The organism is Kitasatospora phosalacinea (genome assembly GCF_000716545.1).
Taxonomy (GTDB): domain Bacteria; phylum Actinomycetota; class Actinomycetes; order Streptomycetales; family Streptomycetaceae; genus Kitasatospora; species Kitasatospora phosalacinea.
In genome coordinates, this window is the sequence record NZ_JNWZ01000001.1 from 1 (window position 1) to 19,180 (window position 19,180).

18 protein-coding genes are annotated in these 19,180 nt (G+C 73.4%); 13 read left to right on the forward strand and 5 right to left on the reverse strand.

Features of this window, described 5'->3' with window-relative positions; translation table 11 throughout:
• Positions 1–103: 103 nt before the first annotated feature.
• From OO48_RS00005 to OO48_RS00020, 4 genes are read right to left on the reverse strand one after another with little or no spacing between them, the layout of a single operon-like run.
• Positions 104–541, reverse strand: coding sequence for a riboflavin kinase (locus tag OO48_RS00005; protein WP_033211487.1), 438 nt, complete (start codon positions 539–541; stop codon positions 104–106).
• Positions 534–1,040 (reverse strand): flavin reductase family protein, encoded by a 507-nt coding sequence (locus OO48_RS00010; RefSeq protein ID WP_033211489.1) that lies wholly within the window; start codon positions 1,038–1,040, stop codon positions 534–536. The genes OO48_RS00005 and OO48_RS00010 overlap by 8 nt, the downstream gene beginning before the upstream one ends.
• A gap of 48 nt (positions 1,041–1,088) precedes the next feature.
• Positions 1,089–2,435 (reverse strand): NtaA/DmoA family FMN-dependent monooxygenase, encoded by a 1,347-nt coding sequence (locus OO48_RS00015; RefSeq protein WP_033211491.1) that lies wholly within the window; start codon positions 2,433–2,435, stop codon positions 1,089–1,091.
• Between the two features lie 52 nt (positions 2,436–2,487).
• On the reverse strand, positions 2,488–3,390 hold the full coding sequence (locus OO48_RS00020) for a ribokinase (protein ID WP_033211493.1): 903 nt from the start codon (positions 3,388–3,390) through the stop codon (positions 2,488–2,490).
• A gap of 259 nt (positions 3,391–3,649) precedes the next feature.
• Here OO48_RS00020 and OO48_RS00025 point away from each other — a divergent pair, with 259 nt between their 5' ends.
• Positions 3,650–4,648, forward strand: a complete 999-nt coding sequence (locus tag OO48_RS00025) for a LacI family DNA-binding transcriptional regulator (protein WP_033211495.1) — start codon at positions 3,650–3,652, stop codon at positions 4,646–4,648.
• A gap of 44 nt (positions 4,649–4,692) precedes the next feature.
• On the opposite strand, the gene OO48_RS00030 is transcribed toward OO48_RS00025, so the two are convergent.
• On the reverse strand, positions 4,693–5,886 hold the full coding sequence (locus OO48_RS00030; RefSeq protein ID WP_051731556.1) for a WD40 repeat domain-containing protein: 1,194 nt from the start codon (positions 5,884–5,886) through the stop codon (positions 4,693–4,695).
• Positions 5,887–5,990: 104 nt separating this feature from the next.
• Here OO48_RS00030 and argC point away from each other — a divergent pair, with 104 nt between their 5' ends.
• The 12 genes from argC to OO48_RS00090 all read left to right on the forward strand — a co-directional run bounded on the left by argC (position 5,991) and on the right by OO48_RS00090 (position 19,153).
• Positions 5,991–7,019 carry an N-acetyl-gamma-glutamyl-phosphate reductase gene (gene argC, locus OO48_RS00035; protein WP_033211497.1) on the forward strand — a complete coding sequence of 343 codons (1,029 nt, stop codon included), beginning with the start codon at positions 5,991–5,993 and terminating at the stop codon, positions 7,017–7,019.
• Positions 7,020–7,039: 20 nt separating this feature from the next.
• On the forward strand, positions 7,040–8,194 hold the full coding sequence (argJ, locus tag OO48_RS00040) for a bifunctional glutamate N-acetyltransferase/amino-acid acetyltransferase ArgJ (protein ID WP_033211801.1): 1,155 nt from the start codon (positions 7,040–7,042) through the stop codon (positions 8,192–8,194).
• A gap of 24 nt (positions 8,195–8,218) precedes the next feature.
• Positions 8,219–9,151, forward strand: coding sequence for an acetylglutamate kinase (gene argB / locus OO48_RS00045; protein WP_033211499.1), 933 nt, complete (start codon positions 8,219–8,221; stop codon positions 9,149–9,151).
• Positions 9,148–10,350 (forward strand): acetylornithine transaminase, encoded by a 1,203-nt coding sequence (locus OO48_RS00050; protein WP_033211501.1) that lies wholly within the window; start codon positions 9,148–9,150, stop codon positions 10,348–10,350. The genes argB and OO48_RS00050 overlap by 4 nt, the downstream gene beginning before the upstream one ends.
• Positions 10,351–10,375: 25 nt before the next feature.
• Positions 10,376–10,930 carry an arginine repressor gene (locus tag OO48_RS00055; RefSeq protein ID WP_033211503.1) on the forward strand — a complete coding sequence of 185 codons (555 nt, stop codon included), beginning with the start codon at positions 10,376–10,378 and terminating at the stop codon, positions 10,928–10,930.
• A 111-nt stretch (positions 10,931–11,041) separates the two neighbouring features.
• Positions 11,042–12,235, forward strand: a complete 1,194-nt coding sequence (locus OO48_RS00060) for an argininosuccinate synthase (RefSeq protein WP_033211505.1) — start codon at positions 11,042–11,044, stop codon at positions 12,233–12,235.
• Positions 12,236–12,315: 80 nt separating this feature from the next.
• On the forward strand, positions 12,316–13,737 hold the full coding sequence (gene argH / locus OO48_RS00065) for an argininosuccinate lyase (RefSeq protein WP_033211507.1): 1,422 nt from the start codon (positions 12,316–12,318) through the stop codon (positions 13,735–13,737).
• Positions 13,738–13,907: 170 nt separating this feature from the next.
• Positions 13,908–15,272: an FAD-binding oxidoreductase gene (locus OO48_RS00070; RefSeq protein WP_033211509.1), complete on the forward strand. Its 1,365-nt coding sequence runs from the start codon at positions 13,908–13,910 to the stop codon at positions 15,270–15,272.
• 286 nt (positions 15,273–15,558) lie between these two features.
• Positions 15,559–16,053, forward strand: a complete 495-nt coding sequence (locus OO48_RS00075) for a GNAT family N-acetyltransferase (protein ID WP_033211511.1) — start codon at positions 15,559–15,561, stop codon at positions 16,051–16,053.
• Positions 16,054–16,475: 422 nt separating this feature from the next.
• Positions 16,476–17,501 carry a methionine ABC transporter ATP-binding protein gene (locus OO48_RS00080; RefSeq protein ID WP_033211513.1) on the forward strand — a complete coding sequence of 342 codons (1,026 nt, stop codon included), beginning with the start codon at positions 16,476–16,478 and terminating at the stop codon, positions 17,499–17,501.
• Positions 17,498–18,238, forward strand: coding sequence for a methionine ABC transporter permease (locus OO48_RS00085; protein ID WP_033211515.1), 741 nt, complete (start codon positions 17,498–17,500; stop codon positions 18,236–18,238). Before OO48_RS00080 ends, OO48_RS00085 begins: the two co-directional genes overlap by 4 nt.
• Positions 18,239–18,316: 78 nt before the next feature.
• Complete coding sequence (locus tag OO48_RS00090; protein WP_033211517.1) at positions 18,317–19,153, forward strand: MetQ/NlpA family ABC transporter substrate-binding protein; 837 nt, start codon at positions 18,317–18,319, stop codon at positions 19,151–19,153.
• Positions 19,154–19,180: the final 27 nt, after the last annotated feature.

Genomic DNA, 19,180 nt, shown 5'->3' on the forward strand with positions numbered 1-19,180 from the left:
ACGCGGGCATCGGCGCAGTGGTGGGGGCGGGGGCGGGGGTGCGTGCCGGGAGAGGAGCGGTCGGCCCCGCCGGGAAGCGGGGGAGGGACGGGGCCGACCGGGCTCAGGGGGTGGTGCGGGGCGGTGCGGTGGGGACGGTGGGGGCGGGTGCGGTGGCCAGCAGGGCATCCGAGCGGCGGACGTCCTCGCGGGCGGCGGCCAGCAGTTCGTCGACGGTGGCGAACTTCTCGGTGTCGCGCAGCCGGGCCACGAACCACAGCTCGACGCGTTCGCCGTACAGGTCGTCCGAGGTGTCGTGGCAGTACACCTCGACGTGCACCTCGGACGAGTCGCCGAAGGTCGGGTTGGTCCCGATGCTGACGGTCGCCCGGTGCACGTCCCCGGTCGCCGGGCGGGTCAGCCAGCCGCTGTAGATCGCGGGTGGCGGGACGACCGTGCCGGGTGCGGGGGAGAGGTTGGCGGTCGGGAAGCCGAGGCCCTTCCCCCGGCCGGCGCCGTGGACGACGGTTCCGACCAGGGGAGTCGGCGCGAACTCAGGCATGGGGGGTGAGCTCGCGGAACTGGCTGGTGTGGAAGACCAGCGGCTCCACGCCCGGGAACAGCTCCGCGGAGAGCAGCTCCAGCAGGACGATCTCGTGGTCCCCGCCGTCGTACACCGGGCCGACCCGGGCGGTCAGCCACAGCGTCGCGTCGTGGATCAGCACCGCGCCGCCGTCCGTGGCCTGCCAGGGCGTGCCGTCGAACCGGTCGCCCGCGCGGGAGGCGAGCTTGCGGCACAGTGCGCCCTGGCCGTGGCTGAGCACGCTCAGGCCGAGCACCGGGGCCTCGGCCAGCCGGGGCCAGGTGGTGGAGGTGCGGGCCACGCTGACCGCGACCATCGGCGGTTCCAGCGAGATCGACACGAAGGAGCTGGCCGCGAACCCGACCGGCTCGCCGTCGCGCAGCGCGCCGATCGCGACCACGCCGGTGGGGTACGCCCCGAACGCCCGCCGCAGCGCGCCCGCGTCCAGTGCTGAGGGGTGGTGAACGGGAGTGGCCATGGCCGGTGCCGTCCTCTCGTGGTGCCGGAAGTGGTGCGAAGGGGCAGGTCAGTGGCGGTGCCGCGCGGCGGGGTGGCCGGCCGGCAGCGCCCGGTCGCCGGAGCCGGTCAGGCGCTCGCGCAGCGACTCGCCGTCCGCGTACTCGCCGCGGAAGGCCCCGCGCTCGCGCAGGATCGGCAGCACCGACTCGACGAACTCGACCGTGGAGGCGGGCTGCACGGTCGGCGAGAGCAGGAAGCCGTCCAGGTCGGCGCCCTCCGCCAGGGCGCAGATCTCGTCGGCGATCTCCTCGGCGGTGCCGACCACCGGGCGGGCGCCCACGCCGTGGGTGTGCCAGTCGGCCAGCACGTCGCCGACCGTCTTCCCCGCGAACCGGGCGACCTGGGTCTGCGACATCTCGGTGGACAGCTCGGTCATCGGGGTGTCCGGCGCGTACGAGGACAGGTCCAGGCCGGTGAACATCGCGTACGAGGCGACGGTGACCTCGGGGCGCTGCGCGTCCAGGATCCGCTGCCAGCGGCGCTCGGCGTCCGAGGTGGTGGCGCCGACCACGCAGGAGAACGCCGACATCACCTTGACCTGGTCGGCCCCGCGCCCGGACCGCACCGCCTCGGCGCGGATCGCCCCGGTGTGGGCGGCCAGCTGCTCGACGCTGCCGCTGCCGACGAACATGCACTCGCCGTGCCGCCCGCCGACCCGCCGGCCCGCCGGGGACGCGCCGGCCTGGAACAGCACCGGGGTGCCCTGCGGGGAACGGGCGGTGTTGCCGTAGCCGCGCGAGCGGAAGTACGGGCCCTCGTGCTCGACCGGGTGCACCTTCGCCGGGTCGGCGAACCGGCCGGCCTTGTCCTTCTCCAGGGCGTCCGGCTCCCAGGCGCCCTCCCAGTACTTGTAGACCAGGTCGAGGAAGTCCTCGGCCATCGCGTACCGGTCGTCGTGCGCCACCATGTCCATCCCGAACGCCTTGACGGCGGTGTCGGCGGTGCCGGTGGTGACCACGTTCCAGCCGAGGCGGCCGCCGGAGAGCTGGTCCAGGGTGGCGAGGCGGCGGGCGAACGCGTACGGCGGTTCGACCAGCACCGAGCCGGTCACCACCAGGCCCAGGTCGGTGGTGGAGGCGAGCAGCGCCGAGGCGATCACGAACGGGTCCAGCCGGGGCAGGTCGAGGGTCTCCTCGGTGGCGATCGGCGGGCGAGCCCCGTTGATCTCCGACCAGCCCCAGGCGTCCGCCAGGAACAGGAAGTCCAGCTTGGCGTCCTCGCACAGCCGGGCCACCTCCTGCCAGTAGCCGAGGGTGTCGAACAGGTGGCGGCGGCTGTCGGGGTGCCGCCAGGTGGCGGTGCCGCCGGCGTTGGTCTGGGCGTTCTCGAACAGGCCGAGCTTGAGGCTGCGCATGGGTGTTCTCCGTTGAACAGGCAGGCAGTGCGGTGGTGGGGGTGACGGGTGGTCAGGGGGAGGGGTCGAGCTGCGCCGCGTACGGCATCGAGGACTGGGCGCCGAGCCCGGTGACGGCCAGCGCGGCCGCCCGGACGGCGCGGGCCGCCGCGGCGGGCAGGTCGGCGCCGCGGGCGAGGGCGTCGGCGAGGGCGCCGCAGAAGGTGTCGCCGGCGCCGACGGTGTCGACGGCGTCCACCACCGGGGCGGGCAGGTGGACGGCCGGGCGGCCCGGCTGCTTGATCAGCGCCCCGTCCGCGCCGAGCGTGACCACCACGGCCCCGCACGGCAGTCCGGCGCGCTCCAGCAGTTCGCGCGCGGCGGCCGGACCGGAGACCGGGCCGGTGCCGAGCAGCGCGGCCAGCTCGCCCAGGTTGGGCACCAGGACGTCGACGGCGGCCAGCACCCCGGGGTCGACCGGACGGGCCGGGGCCGGGTTGAGGACGACCGTGCCGCCCTGCTCCCGGGCCCGCAGCACCGCGGCCGCCACCACCTCGGCGGCCACCTCGTGCTGCACCAGCACCACCTCGCCGGGCGTGCGGACCAGCCACTGCGGCAGGTCCTCGACCGAGAGGACGGCGTTGGCGCCGGGGTTGACCACGATGGTGTTCTCGCCCGCGCGGTCGACCACCACCGAGGCGATCCCGGTGCGGGCGTCCGGCGCGGTCAGCACCGCGTCGAGGTCGATGCCCTCGGCGGCCAGCACCCGGCGGATCGGTTCGCCGTCCGCTCCGACCCGGGCCACCAGGCGCACCCGCGAGCCGAGCCGGGCGGCCGCGACGGCCTGGTTGGCGCCCTTGCCGCCGACGCCCTCGACGAAGCCCCGGGCGAGCACGGTCTCACCGGGCCGCGGCAGGTCCTCGACGGTCAGGACGAGGTCGCGGTTGACCGAACCGACGACGGTGATGGACGGCATCCGGCACTCCTCGGGAGCTTCGGGAAATCGATTTCCCACACTCTGGACCAGCACCCGCGAAGCGTCAAGTACCCTCGTGCTGCGCATCGCGCCAGCTCAGAGCGGGCCCGGCCGGCGCCGCTCCGGGGTCCGGCCGGCGCCGCTCCGGGGCCCGGCCGACGCCGCTCCGGGGCCCGGCCGACGCCGCTCCGGGGCCCGGAACGCGCCGCGCAGCCCCGAGACCGTTTCCGAGACCGCTCCGACCGGGGAAGGACCCCACGTGACAGCGCCCCGACTCCTCGACGTGGCCGCCGCGGCCGGTGTCTCCCGGGCCACCGCCTCGCGCGTCCTGGCCGGCACCCCGCGCAACGTCGACCCCGACCTGGCCCGCCGCGTCGAGGAGGCCGCCCGGCGGCTCGGCTACCGCACCAACCACTCCGCGCGGGCGCTGCGCACCGGCACCACCGGCACCGTCGGCGTGGTCGTCCCCTCGCTCGCCAACCCCTACTTCGTCCAGCTCGCCGACGCCATCGCCCAGCAGGTCCGGGCGGCCGGCGGGCAACTGGTGGTCTCCGACGCGGCCAACTCGCCCGCCATCGAGGCCGAGCAGATCGACACCCTGCTGAGCGGACGGGTGGACGGGCTGCTGGTCGTCCCGGTCTCCGCCGCCGCCTCCGGGCCCGCCGTCCGGGCCGCCGCCGGGTGCGCCCCCGTCGTGCTGTTCGACCGCTGGGCGCACGACTCCGGCACCGTCGCCGTCACGCTCGACAACGCCGCCGCGATGCGCCTGCTCCTCGACCACCTGGACGGCCTCGGCCGCCGCCGGATCGCCCTGGTCGCCGCCGACCAGGCGTCCTCCTCCGGCGCCGAACGGCTCGCCGCGTTCACCGCCGCCCGCGGCGCCGACGCCGTCACCGTCCTGCTCCCCAGCTTCACCACCGACGCCGGCCGCACCGCCGGCCGCCGGATCGCCGAACGCCGCGCCGAGGTCGACGCCGTCGTCTGCGGCGCGGACGTCCTCGCCGTCGGCCTGGTCAGCACCCTGCAGCGCTCGGCGGTCTCCGTCCCCGGCGAGATCGCCGTGACCGGCTTCGACGACACCGAGATGCTCGAACTGCTCGACCCCCCGATCACCTCCATCCGCCACCCCCTCGCGGACATGGCCGAACACGCCCTCGCCCTCCTCCAGGGCCCGCCCGCCGACCGCGCCGAGAGCGTCGAACGCTTTCCCCCGCAACTGGTCGTCCGCGCCTCCACCGACGCGGACGTGAGCCCCTGACGGGGGCGGCCGGCGGTCCCGGCCGAGTGCCGCCCGGGTGCTCGTCAGTCGGCGTGCTGCGCGGAGAACCGGTTGACGTGGGCCTGGAGTTGGAGCCAGGTGGGGTCGTCGGGGGAGGCGTCGGTGACCTCGGCCAGCCGCTCCCGGTCCCAGTCGTGCTCGCCGTCGCTGAAGTCCAGGTGGTCCTCCAGGTCGCCGTCGGCGGGGACGTCCCCGGTGCCGGCCAGGAACGCCGCCGCGTCCTCGTCCGCCGTGGCGGCCGGGGCCGGGGGGCCGCTCTGGGTGGGCACCGTCAGCAGGGTGAGGCCGCCGTCCTCCCGGGCGACCAGCAGTTCGCCGGCGGCGGTCGCGGCCAGCGCGGTGACCGCCGCCCCGGCCGGGTCCCCGTGCTCGACGGCCTCCCGGGCCTCCACGTCCAGCTCGATCAGGGCGCCGTCGGGAGCGCCGATCCACAGCACGCCGGGGTGCGGGCCGAAGGCGAGGTTGTGGCGGGACCACCCGCCGTCCTCGGGCAGGACGGTGTGCAGGACCTTGCGCAGCGAGGGGAAGGCGAAGACGTCCAGCGAGTCGACGTAGGCGTTGCCGCGGAAGGCGAGGTACCGCCCGTCGGGGCTGAACAGCGGGGGGCCGTAGCCGTCGACGTCCAGGATCAGGGCCCGCCGCTGCTGCCGCATCGCGCCGCCCTCGCCGCCGGGGCGGCCGAACACGCAGAAGGTGGCGCCCTGGTCGCTGAGCAGGGTGGCGACCACCTCGCCGGAGGGGTGCGCGCCGACGCCGGTGTCCCACCAGCGGGCGGGGGCGGCGAGGGCTCCGGTGGCGGGGTCGAGGACGTGCGAGGTCCCGTCGCCGCCGGACGCCGAGGCCCACAGGGCGCGGCCGTCGGGGCTGTAGGCGAGCGCCTCGCAGCACTCGGGGGCGGGCAGCGGCGCGACCGGGCCGTCGGGCGTCCAGCGCCGCAGCACCTCCCCGTCGGCGACGGTCAGCAGGGGTTCGTGCGGGTGCCAGGCGAGCGGGGGCGGGCAGTGGTCGCCCCAGCTGCTGACGGCGGTCGCGACACCGAACGAGGCGAGTTCGCGCAGCCGCCCGCCGGAGCAGTCCCAGACCCGGACGAGCGAGCGGCCGGCCTCCTCGTCCGTGCCGACCCCGGCGGCCAGCGGCAATCGCGGGTGGCAGGCCAACTGCTCCACCGGGAGGTCGTCTTCGGTCAACAGGTGCGCCGCGACGGCGAGATCGGTCATGGCGGCACCCTAGTGAACGGGGGAGACAGTGCCCGGGCCGGCCGCATCCTTGCATGATTTTGCCGGGGTGCGTATATTCATGCTGGGCTTCAGGAGGGAATGCCATGGTATTGCGAGTAGCCGTAGCCGGAGCGAGCGGGTACGCGGGCGGTGAGGTGCTGCGACTGCTGCAGGCGCACCCCGAGGTGGAGATCGGCGCGCTGACCGGCGGCTCCAACGCGGGCCAGCGCTTCGGCGCGCTGCAGCCGCACCTGATCGGCCTGGCCGGCCGGGTGCTGGAGCCGACCAACCCGCAGACGCTGGCGGGGCACGACATCGTCTTCCTCGGCCTGCCGCACGGCCAGTCCGCCGAGATCGCCGCCCAGCTCGGCGAGGACGTCCTGGTGGTCGACCTGGGCGCCGACCACCGGCTGAAGTCGGCGGCCGACTGGGAGCGGTTCTACGGCTCCCCGCACGCCGGGACGTGGCCCTACGGCCTGCCCGAGCTGCCCGGCCACCGCGAGGCGCTGCGCGGCAGCAGGCGGATCGCCGTGCCCGGCTGCTACCCGACCGCCGTCACGCTCGCCATGTACCCGATGTTCGCCGCGGGCCTGGCCGAGCCGGAGGCGGTGATCACCGCCGCGTCCGGCACCTCCGGCGCGGGCAAGGCCGCCAAGGCGCACCTGCTGGGCAGCGAGGTGATGGGCTCGATGAGCCCGTACGGCGTCGGCGGCGGCCACCGGCACACCCCGGAGATGGCGCAGAACCTGACCCCGCTCGCGGGGGAGCCGGTCACCGTCTCCTTCACGCCCACCCTGGCGCCGATGCCGCGCGGCATCCTCGCCACCTGCTCGGCCAAGGCGAGGCCCGGCACCACCGGCGCGGAGCTGCGCGCCGCGTACGAGAAGGCGTACGGCGACGAGCCGTTCGTCCACCTGCTGCCCGAGGGCCAGTGGCCGCACACCTCGTCCGTCTACGGCTCGAACGCGGCCGTGCTGCAGGTGGTGCTGGACGAGCACGCCGGGCGGATCATCGCGATCAGCGCGATCGACAACCTGGTGAAGGGCACCGCGGGCGGCGCGGTGCAGAGCATGAACATCGCCCTCGGCCTCCCCGAGGAGCTCGGCCTCCCGCTGGACGGAGTCGCACCGTGACGGACACTCGGAACTCGAACATCGGCGTCACGGCGGCGAAGGGCTTCCGCGCGGCGGGCGTCACCGCGGGCATCAAGACCTCCGGCAACCCGGACCTCGCGCTCGTCGTCAACGACGGCCCGCAGCACGCCGCGGCCGGCGTGTTCACCTCCAACCGGGTGCACGCCGCGCCGGTCAAGTGGTCGCGCCAGGTGCTGAACGACGGCGAACTCGCCGCCGTGATCCTCAACTCCGGCGGCGCCAACGCCTGCACCGGCCCCGAGGGCTTCCAGGACACCCACGCCACCGCCGAGAAGGTCGCCGCCGAACTCGGCGTCGGCGCGATCGAGGTCGCGGTCTGCTCCACCGGCCTGATCGGCGTCCGGCTGCCGATGGACAAGCTGCTGCCCGGCGTCGAGCTGGCGGTGAAGTCCCTCAGCGACACCGGCGGCGAGAGCGCCGCGATCGCCATCAAGACCACCGACACCGTGCACAAGACCGCCCAGGTCACCGCCCCCGCGGGCTGGACGGTCGGCGGCATGGCCAAGGGTGCGGGCATGCTCGCCCCCGGCCTGGCCACCATGCTGGTGGTGGTCACCACCGACGCCGCGGTCGACTCCGCCGGCCTGGACGCCGCGCTGCGCGACGCCACCCGCACCACCTTCGACCGGGTCGACTCCGACGGCTGCATGTCCACCAACGACACCGTGCTGCTGCTGGCCTCCGGCGCCTCCGGCGTCGCCCCCGGGCAGGCCGAGTTCGCCGAGGCCGTGCGCACCGTCTGCGCCGACCTGGCCCGCCAGCTGATCGGCGACGCCGAGGGCGCCTCCAAGGACATCCGGATCGAGGTCGTGAACGCGGCCACCGAGGACGAGGCCGTCGACGTCGCCCGCACCGTCTCCCGCAGCAACCTGCTCAAGTGCGCCATCCACGGCGAGGACCCCAACTGGGGCCGGGTGCTGTCCGCGATCGGCACCACCTCCGCCGCCTTCGACCCGGACCGGCTGGACGTCGCCATCAACGGCGTCTGGGTCTGCCGGAACGGCGGCGTCGGCGAGGACCGCGACCTGGTCTCCATGAAGGACCGCGAGGTCGTCATCACCGCCGACCTGAAGGCCGGTCAGGCCACGGCCACCGTCTGGACCAACGACCTGACCGCCGAGTACGTGCACGAGAACAGCGCCTACTCCAGCTGACCCCCGGGGGGACGTCACACCGCCATGCAGATCGCACCCAAGGGCGAACAGGCCCGCAGCAACGCCGCCCTGCCCAAGGCCCGCACCCTGATCGAGGCGCTGCCCTGGCTGGAGCGCTTCCACGGCAAGACCGTGGTCATCAAGTTCGGCGGCAACGCCATGGTCGACGAGGACCTCAAGGCCGCGTTCGCCCAGGACGTCGTCTTCCTCCGCTACGCCGGCCTGCACCCCGTCGTCGTGCACGGCGGCGGTCCGCAGATCAGCGCCCAGCTCGACAAGCTGGGCCTGGAGTCCTCCTTCACCGCGGGCCTGCGCGTCACCACCCCCGAGACCATGGACGTGGTCCGGATGGTGCTCGCCGGGCAGGTCCAGCGCGAACTGGTCGGCCTGCTCAACGCGCACGGCCCGTTCGCCGTCGGCATGACCGGCGAGGACGCCCACACCATGACCGCCGTCAAGCGCTACGCCGTGGTCGACGGCGAGCAGGTCGACATCGGCCTGGTCGGCGACATCGTCAACATCGAGGCCGGCGCCGTGAAGGCGCTGATCGCCGACGGCCGGATCCCGGTGATCTCCTCGATCGCCCGCGGCGCCGACGGCCACGTCTACAACATCAACGCCGACACCGCCGCCTCCGCCATCGCGGCCGCGCTCGGCGCCGAGATGCTGGTCGTGCTCACCGACGTCGAGGGCCTGTACAAGGACTGGCCGAACTCCGACGACGTGATCAGCCAGCTGAGCGTCAGCGAGCTGGAGGAGATGCTCCCCACCCTGGCCACCGGCATGCTCCCCAAGATGGAGGGCTGCCTGCGCGCCGTCCGCTCCGGCGTGGGCACCGCCCGCGTCCTGGACGGGCGCGTCCAGCACAGCCTGCTGCTGGAGATCTTCACCGACGAGGGCATCGGCACCATGGTCGTGCCCGACGACGACAGCACCGTACTGGGGGGCCTGGCATGAGCAGCAACGACGCCGTCATCGAGCGGTACAAGCACAGCCTGATGAACAACTACGGCACCCCGCGGATCCCGCTGGTGCGCGGCGAGGGCCCGCTGCTGTGGGACGCCGACGGCAAGCAGTACCTCGACCTGGTCGGCGGCATCGCGGTCAACGCGCTGGGCACCGCCCACCCCGCGATCGTCACGGCCGTGACGGAGCAGATCACCACCCTGGGCCACGTCTCCAACCTGTTCACGGCCGAGCCGACGATCGAACTCGCCGAGAAGCTGATCGAGCTGGCCGGCCGCCCGGGCAAGGTCTTCTTCTGCAACTCCGGGACCGAGGCCAACGAGGCCGCCTTCAAGATCTCCCGGCTGACCGGCCGCACCCACCTGGTCTCCCTCCAGGGCGCCTTCCACGGCCGCACCATGGGCGCCCTCGCGCTCACCGCCCAGCCCGGCAAGCAGGAGCCGTTCAAGCCGCTGCCCGGCGACGTCACGTACGTCCCGTTCGGCGACGTCGAGGCCCTGCGCGCCGCCGTCACCACCGAGACCGCCGCCGTCTTCCTGGAGCCCATCCAGGGCGAGAACGGCGCGATCCCGCTGCCCGACGGCTACCTGGAGGCGGCCCGCGAGATCACCCGGGCCACCGGCACCCTGCTGGTCCTGGACGAGATCCAGACCGGCACCGGCCGCACCGGCCACTGGTTCGCCCACCAGGCGTACGAGGGCGTCGACCCCGACCTCGTCACCCTCGCCAAGGGCCTCGGCGGCGGCCTGCCGATCGGCGCCGTGCTCGCCTTCGGCCCGGCCGCCGACCTGCTCGGCCCCGGCCACCACGGCACCACCTTCGGCGGCAACCCCGTCGTCGCCGCGGCCGGCCTCGCCGTGCTGAACACCATCGAGGAGCAGGGCCTGCTGGAGCACGCCGCCAAGCTCGGCGAGCGGCTGCGCACCGGCATCGAGGCGATCGGCGACCCGCTGGTCGACCACGTCCGGGGCAAGGGCCTGCTGCTGGGCATCGTGCTCACCGCGCCGGTCGCCGCGCAGGTCCAGGCCGCCGCGCAGGAGGCGGGCTTCCTGGTCAACGCCGCCGTCGCCGACGCCGTCCGGCTGGTCCCGCCGCTGGTGCTCACCGAGGAGCAGGCCGACGCCTTCCTCGCGGCGCTGCCCGAGATCCTCCGGACGGTCCGCGAAGCCGCCCCCGACGCGAACAGCTGAGCGTCCTTCAGGAGAATCATCAGTTATGACCGAACCCCGCCCCGAGCACACGACCCCCGCCACCGGCCCGACGCCGCAGGTCCCGCAGACCCGCACCGCGCGCCACCGGCGGATCGTGGACCTGCTGACGCGTCAGCCCGTCCGCTCGCAGAGCCAGCTCGCCAAGCTGCTCGCCGACGACGGACTCGTGGTCACCCAGGCCACCCTCTCCCGGGACCTGGACGAGCTCGGAGCGGTGAAGATCCGCAACCGGGACGGCGCGCTCATCTACGCCGTCCCGGCCGAGGGCGGGGACCGCACCCCGCGCGCCCCCATGGGCGAGTCCGCCAGCGAGGCCCGGATGGCCCGGCTGGCGGGCGAGCTGATGGTCTCCGCCACCGCCTCCGGCAACCTGGTGGTGCTGCGCACCCCGCCCGGCGCGGCCCAGTTCCTGGCCTCCGCGATCGACACCGCCGAGGTGTTCGAGATCCTCGGCACCATCGCGGGCGACGACACGGTGCTGCTGATCAGCCGCGACGCGGCCGGCGGGCAGGCGCTCGCCGACCACCTGATGCAACTCGCCCAGGCGAAGTCGCAGTAGTTCCGAGGCGCTCCGAACACCTCGTGCGGTACTGGTTTGTGAACTCATACGCGGTGGTGCATACTTATGCCTAACGCCGCATGGAACCTGTGTTTGTGAATGGAGATAGCCGTGACTGAGCGCGTCGTACTCGCCTACTCGGGCGGTCTGGACACGTCCGTCTGCATCGGCTGGATCGCCGAGGAGACCGGCGCCGAGGTCATCGCCGTCGCCGTCGACGTCGGCCAGGGCGGCGAGGACCTGGAGGTCATCCGCCAGCGCGCGCTCGACTGCGGCGCCGTCGAGGCCGAGGTGGCCGACGCCCGCGACGAGTTCGCCAACGAGTACTGCCTGCCGGCCCTCAAGGCCAACGCCCTGTACCAGGGCCAGTACCCGCTGGTCTCCGCGCTCTCCCGCCCGGTGATCGTCAAGCACCTGGTCGCCGCCGCGCAGAAGCACGGCGCCACCACCGTCGCCCACGGCTGCACCGGCAAGGGCAACGACCAGGTCCGCTTCGAGGTCGGCATCCAGTCGCTGGCCCCGAACCTGAAGTGCATCGCCCCGGTCCGCGACTACGCGATGACCCGCGACAAGGCGATCGCCTTCGCCGAGGCCAAGAACCTCCCGATCGTCACCACCAAGAAGAACCCGTACTCGATCGACCAGAACGTCTTCGGCCGCGCCGTCGAGACCGGCTTCCTCGAGGACATCTGGAACGCCCCGATCGAGGACGTCTACGAGTACACCCAGAACCCGGCCGCCGAGCGCGAGGCCGACGAGGTCGTCATCACCTTCGAGGCCGGCGTCCCGGTCGCGATCGACGGCCGCAAGGTCACCGTGCTCCAGGCCATCGAGGAGCTGAACAAGCGGGCCGGCGCCCAGGGCATCGGCCGCCTCGACATGGTCGAGGACCGCCTGGTCGGCATCAAGTCCCGCGAGATCTACGAGGCCCCCGGCGCGATCGCCCTGATCACCGCCCACCAGGCCCTGGAGAACGTCACCGTCGAGCGCGAACTCGCCCGCTACAAGCGGCAGGTCGAGCAGCGCTGGGCCGAGCTGGTCTACGACGGCCTGTGGTTCTCCCCGCTCAAGCGCGCCCTGGACGGCTTCGTCAACGAGGCCAACCGGCACGTCTCCGGCGAGATCCGGATGGTCCTGCACGGCGGCCGCGCCGTCGTCAACGGCCGCAAGTCGGACCAGTCGCTGTACGACTTCAACCTCGCCACCTACGACACCGGCGACACCTTCGACCAGTCCATGTCCAAGGGCTTCATCGAGATCTTCGGCATGTCCTCGAAGATCGCCGCCCGCCGCGACCTGGCCTGATCCACCGCCGTTCCCCGCCCCGGCCGCACCGCGGCCGGGGCACCGCCGCACCCAGACCCACCTTCGAAGGAGCCCACGCGATGACCGCCGACCAGCCCGCAGACGTCCGCCTCTGGGGCGCGCGCTTCGCCGACGGCCCCTCCGAGGCCCTGGCCAAGCTCTCCGCCTCCGTCCACTTCGACTGGCGGCTCGCCCCGTACGACATCGCCGGCTCCAAGGCCCACGCCCGCGTCCTGCACCGGGCCGGGCTGCTCAACGACGCCGAACTCGACGGCATGCTGGCCGGGTTGGACCAGCTGCTGGCCGACGTCGAGTCCGGCGCGTTCGTCGGCACCGTCGCCGACGAGGACGTCCACACCGCCCTGGAGCGCGGCCTGCTGGAGCGCCTGGGCGCCGACCTCGGCGGCAAGCTCCGCGCCGGGCGCTCGCGCAACGACCAGATCGCCACCCTGTTCCGGATGTACCTGCGCGACCACGGCAAGGCCATCGGCGCCCTGATCCTGGACCTCCAGCAGGCCCTGGTCGGCCTCGCCGAGGCCCACCCGGACACCGCGATGCCCGGCCGCACCCACCTCCAGCACGCCCAGCCGGTGCTCTTCGCCCACCACGTCCTGGCCCACGTCCAGGCCCTCGGCCGGGACGCCGAGCGGCTGCGCCAGTGGGACGCTCGCACCGCCGTCTCCCCGTACGGCTCCGGCGCGCTGGCCGGCTCCTCGCTCGGCCTCGACCCGCAGGCCGTCGCCGCGGACCTCGGCTTCGAGCGCGGCTCGGTGGGCAACTCGATCGACGGCACCGCCTCGCGCGACTTCGTCGCCGAGTTCGCCTTCGTCACCGCGATGATCGGCATCAACCTCTCGCGCATCGCGGAGGAGATCATCATCTGGAACACCAAGGAGTTCGGCTTCATCACGCTGCACGACGCCTTCTCCACCGGGTCGTCGATCATGCCGCAGAAGAAGAACCCCGACATCGCGGAGCTCGCCCGCGGCAAGTCCGGCCGCCTGATCGGCAACCTGACCGGCCTGCTCGCCACCCTCAAGGCCCTGCCGCTCGCCTACAACCGCGACCTCCAGGAGGACAAGGAGCCGGTCTTCGACTCCTGCGACACCCTGGAGGTCCTGCTCCCCGCCTTCACCGGCATGATCGCCACCCTGACCGTGCACCGCGAGCGCCTCGAGGAGCTGGCCCCGGCCGGCTTCTCGCTCGCCACCGACATCGCCGAGTGGCTGGTCAAGCAGGGCGTCCCGTTCCGCGTCGCCCACGAGGTGGCCGGGGCCTGCGTCAAGGTCTGCGAGGCCGAGGGCATCGAGCTCTCCGACCTCACCGACGCCCAGTTCGCCGAGATCTCCCCCCACCTCACCCCCGAGGTCCGCACCGTCCTGTCCGTCCACGGCGCCATCGCCTCCCGCGACGGCCGCGGCGGCACCGCCCCCTCGGCGGTCGCCGTCCAGCTCGCCGAGATCAAGGAGGACCTGGCCGCCCAGCAGTCCTGGCTGGGCTAGGGGTTCCCGGGCCCGCGCGTCCGGGGGCCCGGGGGACGGCGGGTCCCGGCCGCCGGCGGCCGGGCCCACCGGAGGTCCGAGCCGCCGCGCGCGGTGACCGGGCCCGAAGCCGACAGCGCGCGGCGGGGCTTCCCCGGGCCCCCGACCGCCTTCCGTCCTACGCTGGATCCATGTCCAAAGCAGCCATGGCGCTCGCCGAGGGGTTCCGGGGCGAGATCCTGGTGCCCGGGGACGAGGACTACGACGCGGCGCGGGCGGTGTGGAACGGCGCGGTGGACCGGCGGCCCGAGGTGATCGCCCGGTGCACCGGCGTCGCCGACGTGCTGCAGGCCGTCGCGGTGGCCCGGGAGCACGGCCTGTACGCGGGGGTCCGCGGCGCGGGCCACAGCCTCGCCGGGCTGGGCACCTGCGACGGCGGGATGCTGATCGACCTGTCGCGGCTGCGCGGCGTCCGGGTGGACCCGGCCCGCCGGCTCGCGCGGGCCCAGCCGGGGGTGACCTGGGGGGCGTTCGACCACGAGACGCAGGCGTTCGACCTGGCGACGCCGGGCGCGCCGTACTCGGGGGCGGGCATCGCGGGCACCACGCTCGGCGGGGGAGTCGGCTGGCTGGCCCGGGCGTACGGGCTGACCTGCGACAACCTGCTGGAGGCGGACGTGGTGACCGCCGACGGGCGGCTGCTGACGGCGAGCGCGGCCGCGCACCCGGAGCTGTTCGCGGGGCTGCGCGGCGGCGGCGGCAACTTCGGGGTGGTGACCTCGTTCACCTACCGGCTGCACCGGGTGGGCCCGCACGTGCTGTGCGGGGCGCTGTACCTGCCGGTGGAACTGCTGGCGGAGACCCTCGCCGAGGTGCGCGACTTCATGGCGGCGGCACCGGACGGCCTGACGGTGGGGGTGGAGTTCGGGCGCCCGCGCGGGGTGCCGCAGCTGCCGGAGCGGACGGTGCTGCGGATCGGCCTGTGCTGGTCCGGCCGGGCCGACCGGGGCCGGGAGGCGGTGGCGCCGCTGCGCGCTCTGCCGGGGGTGCTGGTGGACACCGTGCAGACCAGGCCGTACGCGCTGTGGCAGCGGGCGCTGGACGCGGACCGGGGGCCGGGCGCGGCGAACTCCGGCCGCTCGCAGTTCCTGTCGGTGCTGGACGGGACGGCGATCGACCGGCTGGCCGAGCGGGTCGCGGCGATGCCGGGCCCGGGCGCCCAGCTGCAACTGGCGTTCCTGGGCGGGGCGGTGGCCCGGGTGGGGCCGGAGGACACCGCGTACACGTACCGGACGGCGCCGTACCTGCTGAACGCGGTGAGCCGGTGGACGCGGGGCCCGGCCGAGCCGCACACGGCGTGGGTGCGGGGGTGCTGGGAGGCGATGCGCCCGTTCTCCTCGGGCGGGGCGTACGTGAACCTGATGGGGATGGAGGGGCCGGCCCGGGTGGTGGAGGCGTACGGGCTGGCGAAGTACGAGCGGCTGGTGGCGCTGAAGGACAGGTACGACCCGGCGAACCTGTTCCGGGTCAACCAGAACATCCGGCCGTCCGGGTGACCGGGCCGCCCGCGGCGGCGTGACGCTCGCCACGTCGGGCGTCGGGAAGGTTGAGAACGGCTGGCGTCTGGGTAGAGCGGTGGCGAACGTCTCTCTTGACGGTCGTCCGACTGTCCGGATACTGAGCGTGAACGCGTCAGTCCCGGCTGTCCGGACCACCGTCCGGCGGGGCGCGTCGCGCTTTTCCCGGGCCGGGCAGATCCCCGTCCGGGCACACCTCGGACAGGAACCGGTGCAGGACCCTCACTCGCACGCGCCGGGCACTTAACGATGGAGGCCCCCGCACATGGGCATGAGTGTGATCATCGCAGCGGCACGACCGGAAGAAGCGGAGCAGATCCTCAAGCTCCAGTACCTCGGTTACCAGAGCGAGGCGGAGCTGTACGGCGACTGGACGCTGGAGCCGCTGACCCAGACCCTGGAGAGCCTCAAGGCCGAGATGTCCGAGCACCGGGTGCTGGTGGCCCGGCTCGGCGACGAGGTCGTGGGCAGCGCCCGCGGCTGGGTGGACGGCGACGGCGTGGGCCGGATCGGCCGACTGGTGGTGCACCCGCGGATGCAGCGGCACGGCCTGGGCCGCCGCCTGCTGGAGGCGCTGGAGACCCAGCTGACCGCCGACGGCGCGACGGGCGGTTTTGAGCTGTTCACCGGCCACCGCAGCCTGGGCAACCTGCGGCTGTACCGTCGGCTCGGCTACCGCGAGACCGAGGTGCGCGAGGTGTCCCGCCGGCTGTCGATCGTGACGCTGGCCAAGCCGGTGGCGGCCACCCTGGCCGCCTGAGAGCGACCGTCGAGCCCTGCGGCGCCCGACCCGAACGAGGGGTCGGGCGCCGCAGTGCTTGTCCCGCAAGGGTCGTGTCCGCATTTCGGACATCCAGTCCCGAGAATTGGGACAGTGGCCAAATGTCTGATTTACTGGGTTCCATGACCACGACGACGACATGCATCCCCACCGGCGCGACGCCGGCAGGTGAGTCGCGCATGTGCGGCCGTCGAATGTGTCGCAGCTGAGGGCCTCCGCCCGGCGCCCGCCGACGCCCCGCCGCCGATGACTCGTTAGGGCCACGCCGGGGGCGCCCCGCCCGCCCGGCGGCCATGATCGAAACGACATCGGCACCCACCCTTCCCAGGCACCCGCGTGCCCATCCCGCCATTGGCGCGGACACCCCAGCGGCCGTCCGCAGACGAACAACGGAAGCAGCTGTGATCACCACCAAAGGCCTGACCAAGGTCTACCGCTCCCAGGGCCGCGAGGTCCGGGCGCTGGACGACGTCGACCTGCACGTGCGGCAGGGCGAGGTGTTCGGGGTCGTCGGCACCAGCGGCGCCGGAAAGTCCACCCTGGTCCGGTGCGTCAACCTGCTGGAGCGGCCCACCGCCGGCACCGTCACCGTCGACGGCGTGGAACTGACCGCGCTGTCCGGCAGCGAGCAGCGCGCCGGGCGCGAGCTGCGCGCGGCCCGCCAGCGGATCGGCATGGTGTTCCAGCACTTCAACCTGCTGTCCTCGCGCACCGTCCAGCAGAACGTCGAACTCCCGCTGGAGATCACCGGCCTGGACCGGCGCGAACGCCGCCGCAAGGCCGCCGAACTGCTCGACCTGGTCGGCCTCGCCGACAAGGCCCGCAGCTACCCGAGCCAGCTCTCCGGCGGCCAGAAGCAGCGCGTCGGCATCGCCCGCGCCCTGGCCGGCGACCCCAAGGTGCTGCTCTCCGACGAGGCCACCAGCGCGCTCGACCCGGAGACCACCCGCTCGATCCTCAAGCTGCTGCGCGAACTCAACCAGCAGCTCGGCCTGACGGTCCTGCTGATCACCCACGAGATGGAGGTGATCAAGTCGGTCTGCGACTCCGCCGCCCTGATGCGCGGCGGCAGGGTCGTGGAGACCGGGCAGCTCACCGACCTGCTCTCCGACGGCCACTCGCGGATCGCCCGGGACCTCTTCCCGCTCGGCGACTTCGGCACCGGGGGCCCGGACCGCACCGTCCTGGAGATCACCTTCCAGGGCGACGCGCCCGCCCAGCCGTTCGTCTCCCAGCTGGCCCGCACCTACCAGATCGACATCAACATCCTCGGCGCGGCCGTCGAGACCATCGCCGGCCGCCTGGTCGGCCGGATGCGGGTCGAGCTGCCCGGCAGCCACACCGACAACGTGGTGCCGATCGGCTACCTGCGCCAACAGGGCCTCCAGGTGGACGTCCTCGACCTGTCGAACGGAGCGGCGGCATGACCTGGGACCAGATGCAGGAACTGATGTGGCCCGCCACCTGGGAGACCCTGGGCATGGTCGGCATCGCCGGCCTGGCGACCCTGGTGATCGGCCTGCCGATCGGGCTGCTGCTGGTGCTCACCGACCGGGACGGCCTGCTGCAGAACCTGGCGGTCAGCCGGGTGCTCGGCGCGATCGTCAACGTCGGGCGCTCCATCCCGTTCGTCATCCTGATCGTCGCGGTGATCCCGCTCACCCGGGCTATCGCGGGCACCACGCTCGGCTGGCAGGCCGCCAGCGTCCCGCTCGCCGTCGGTGCGATCCCGTTCTTCGCCCGGCTGGTGGAGACCTCCGTCCGCGAGGTGGACGGCGGCCTGGTCGAGGCGCTCAAGTCGATGGGCGCGGGCACCGGCACCATCGTCCGCAAGACCCTGCTGCCCGAGGCGCTGCCCTCGCTGGTCGCCTCCGCCACCACCACGGTGATCGCGCTGATCGGCTACTCCGCGATGGCCGGCACGGTCGGCGGCGGCGGGCTCGGCGACCTCGCCATCCGCTACGGCTACCAGCGCTTCGAGACCGGCTTCATGTGGGTCATCGTCGCCGAACTCGTGGTCATCGTCACCGTGCTGCAACTGCTCGGCGACTTCGCCGCCCGCCGGCTCTCGCACCGCGGCGACTACCGCAGCCCGCTCAGCTTCTTCCGCTCCGCCGGCGAGAAGCCGAAGGACGCCGAGGAAGACCTGCTCTCCTCGTACTGACTTCCCGCCCCCCGCAAGACCGGGGGACGGGTCCCGGCCCCACCAGGGCCGTTCGCATCCCGCAGAAAGGCACTTTTCGTGCGTAACGTCCTGAAGACCACCGCCCTGACCGCCACCGCCGCCGGCCTCGCGCTCACCCTCGCCGCGTGCTCCTCCGGCTCCTCGGACTCCGGCGCCTCCGCCGACCCGAACAAGGCCCTGGTGATCGCCGCCAGCCCCACCCCGCACGCGCAGATCCTCAAGTTCGTGCAGGACAACCTGGCGGCCAAGGTCGGCCTCAAGCTGGACATCAAGGAGGTCAGCGACTACGTGACCCCCAACACCTCGGTCCAGGACGGCTCCGCGGACGCGAACTACTTCCAGCACCAGCCCTACCTCGACGACTTCAACAAGAAGAACGGCACCGACGTCGTCTCCGTCGAGACCGTCCACCTGGAGCCGCTCGGCGTCTACTCCAAGAAGGCCAAGAGCGTCGGCGAGCTCAAGGACGGCGCCCAGGTCGCCGTCCCCAGCGACGCCACCAACGAGGGCCGGGCGCTCAAGCTGCTCGCCGACAACGGCGTGATCACCCTCAAGGACGGCGTCGGCACCACCGCCACCGTCCAGGACGTCACCGGCAACCCCAAGCACCTCAAGTTCAAGGAGCTGGAGGCGGCCCAGCTGCCGCGCGCCCTCGACGACGTCGACGCCGCCGTCATCAACGGCAACTACGCCCTGGGCGCCAACCTCAAGCCGGCCACCGACGCCCTGGTGCTGGAGAAGGCCGCGGGCAACCCCTACGCCAACATCCTGGCCGTCAAGAAGGGCCACGAGAACGACCCGCGGGTCCAGAAGCTCGCCGAGCTGCTGCACTCCGACGAGGTCAAGAAGTACATCGACGACAACTTCCAGGGCGCCGTCATCCCGGCGTTCTGATCCGCCGACCGGTCCCGCGGTGCCCCC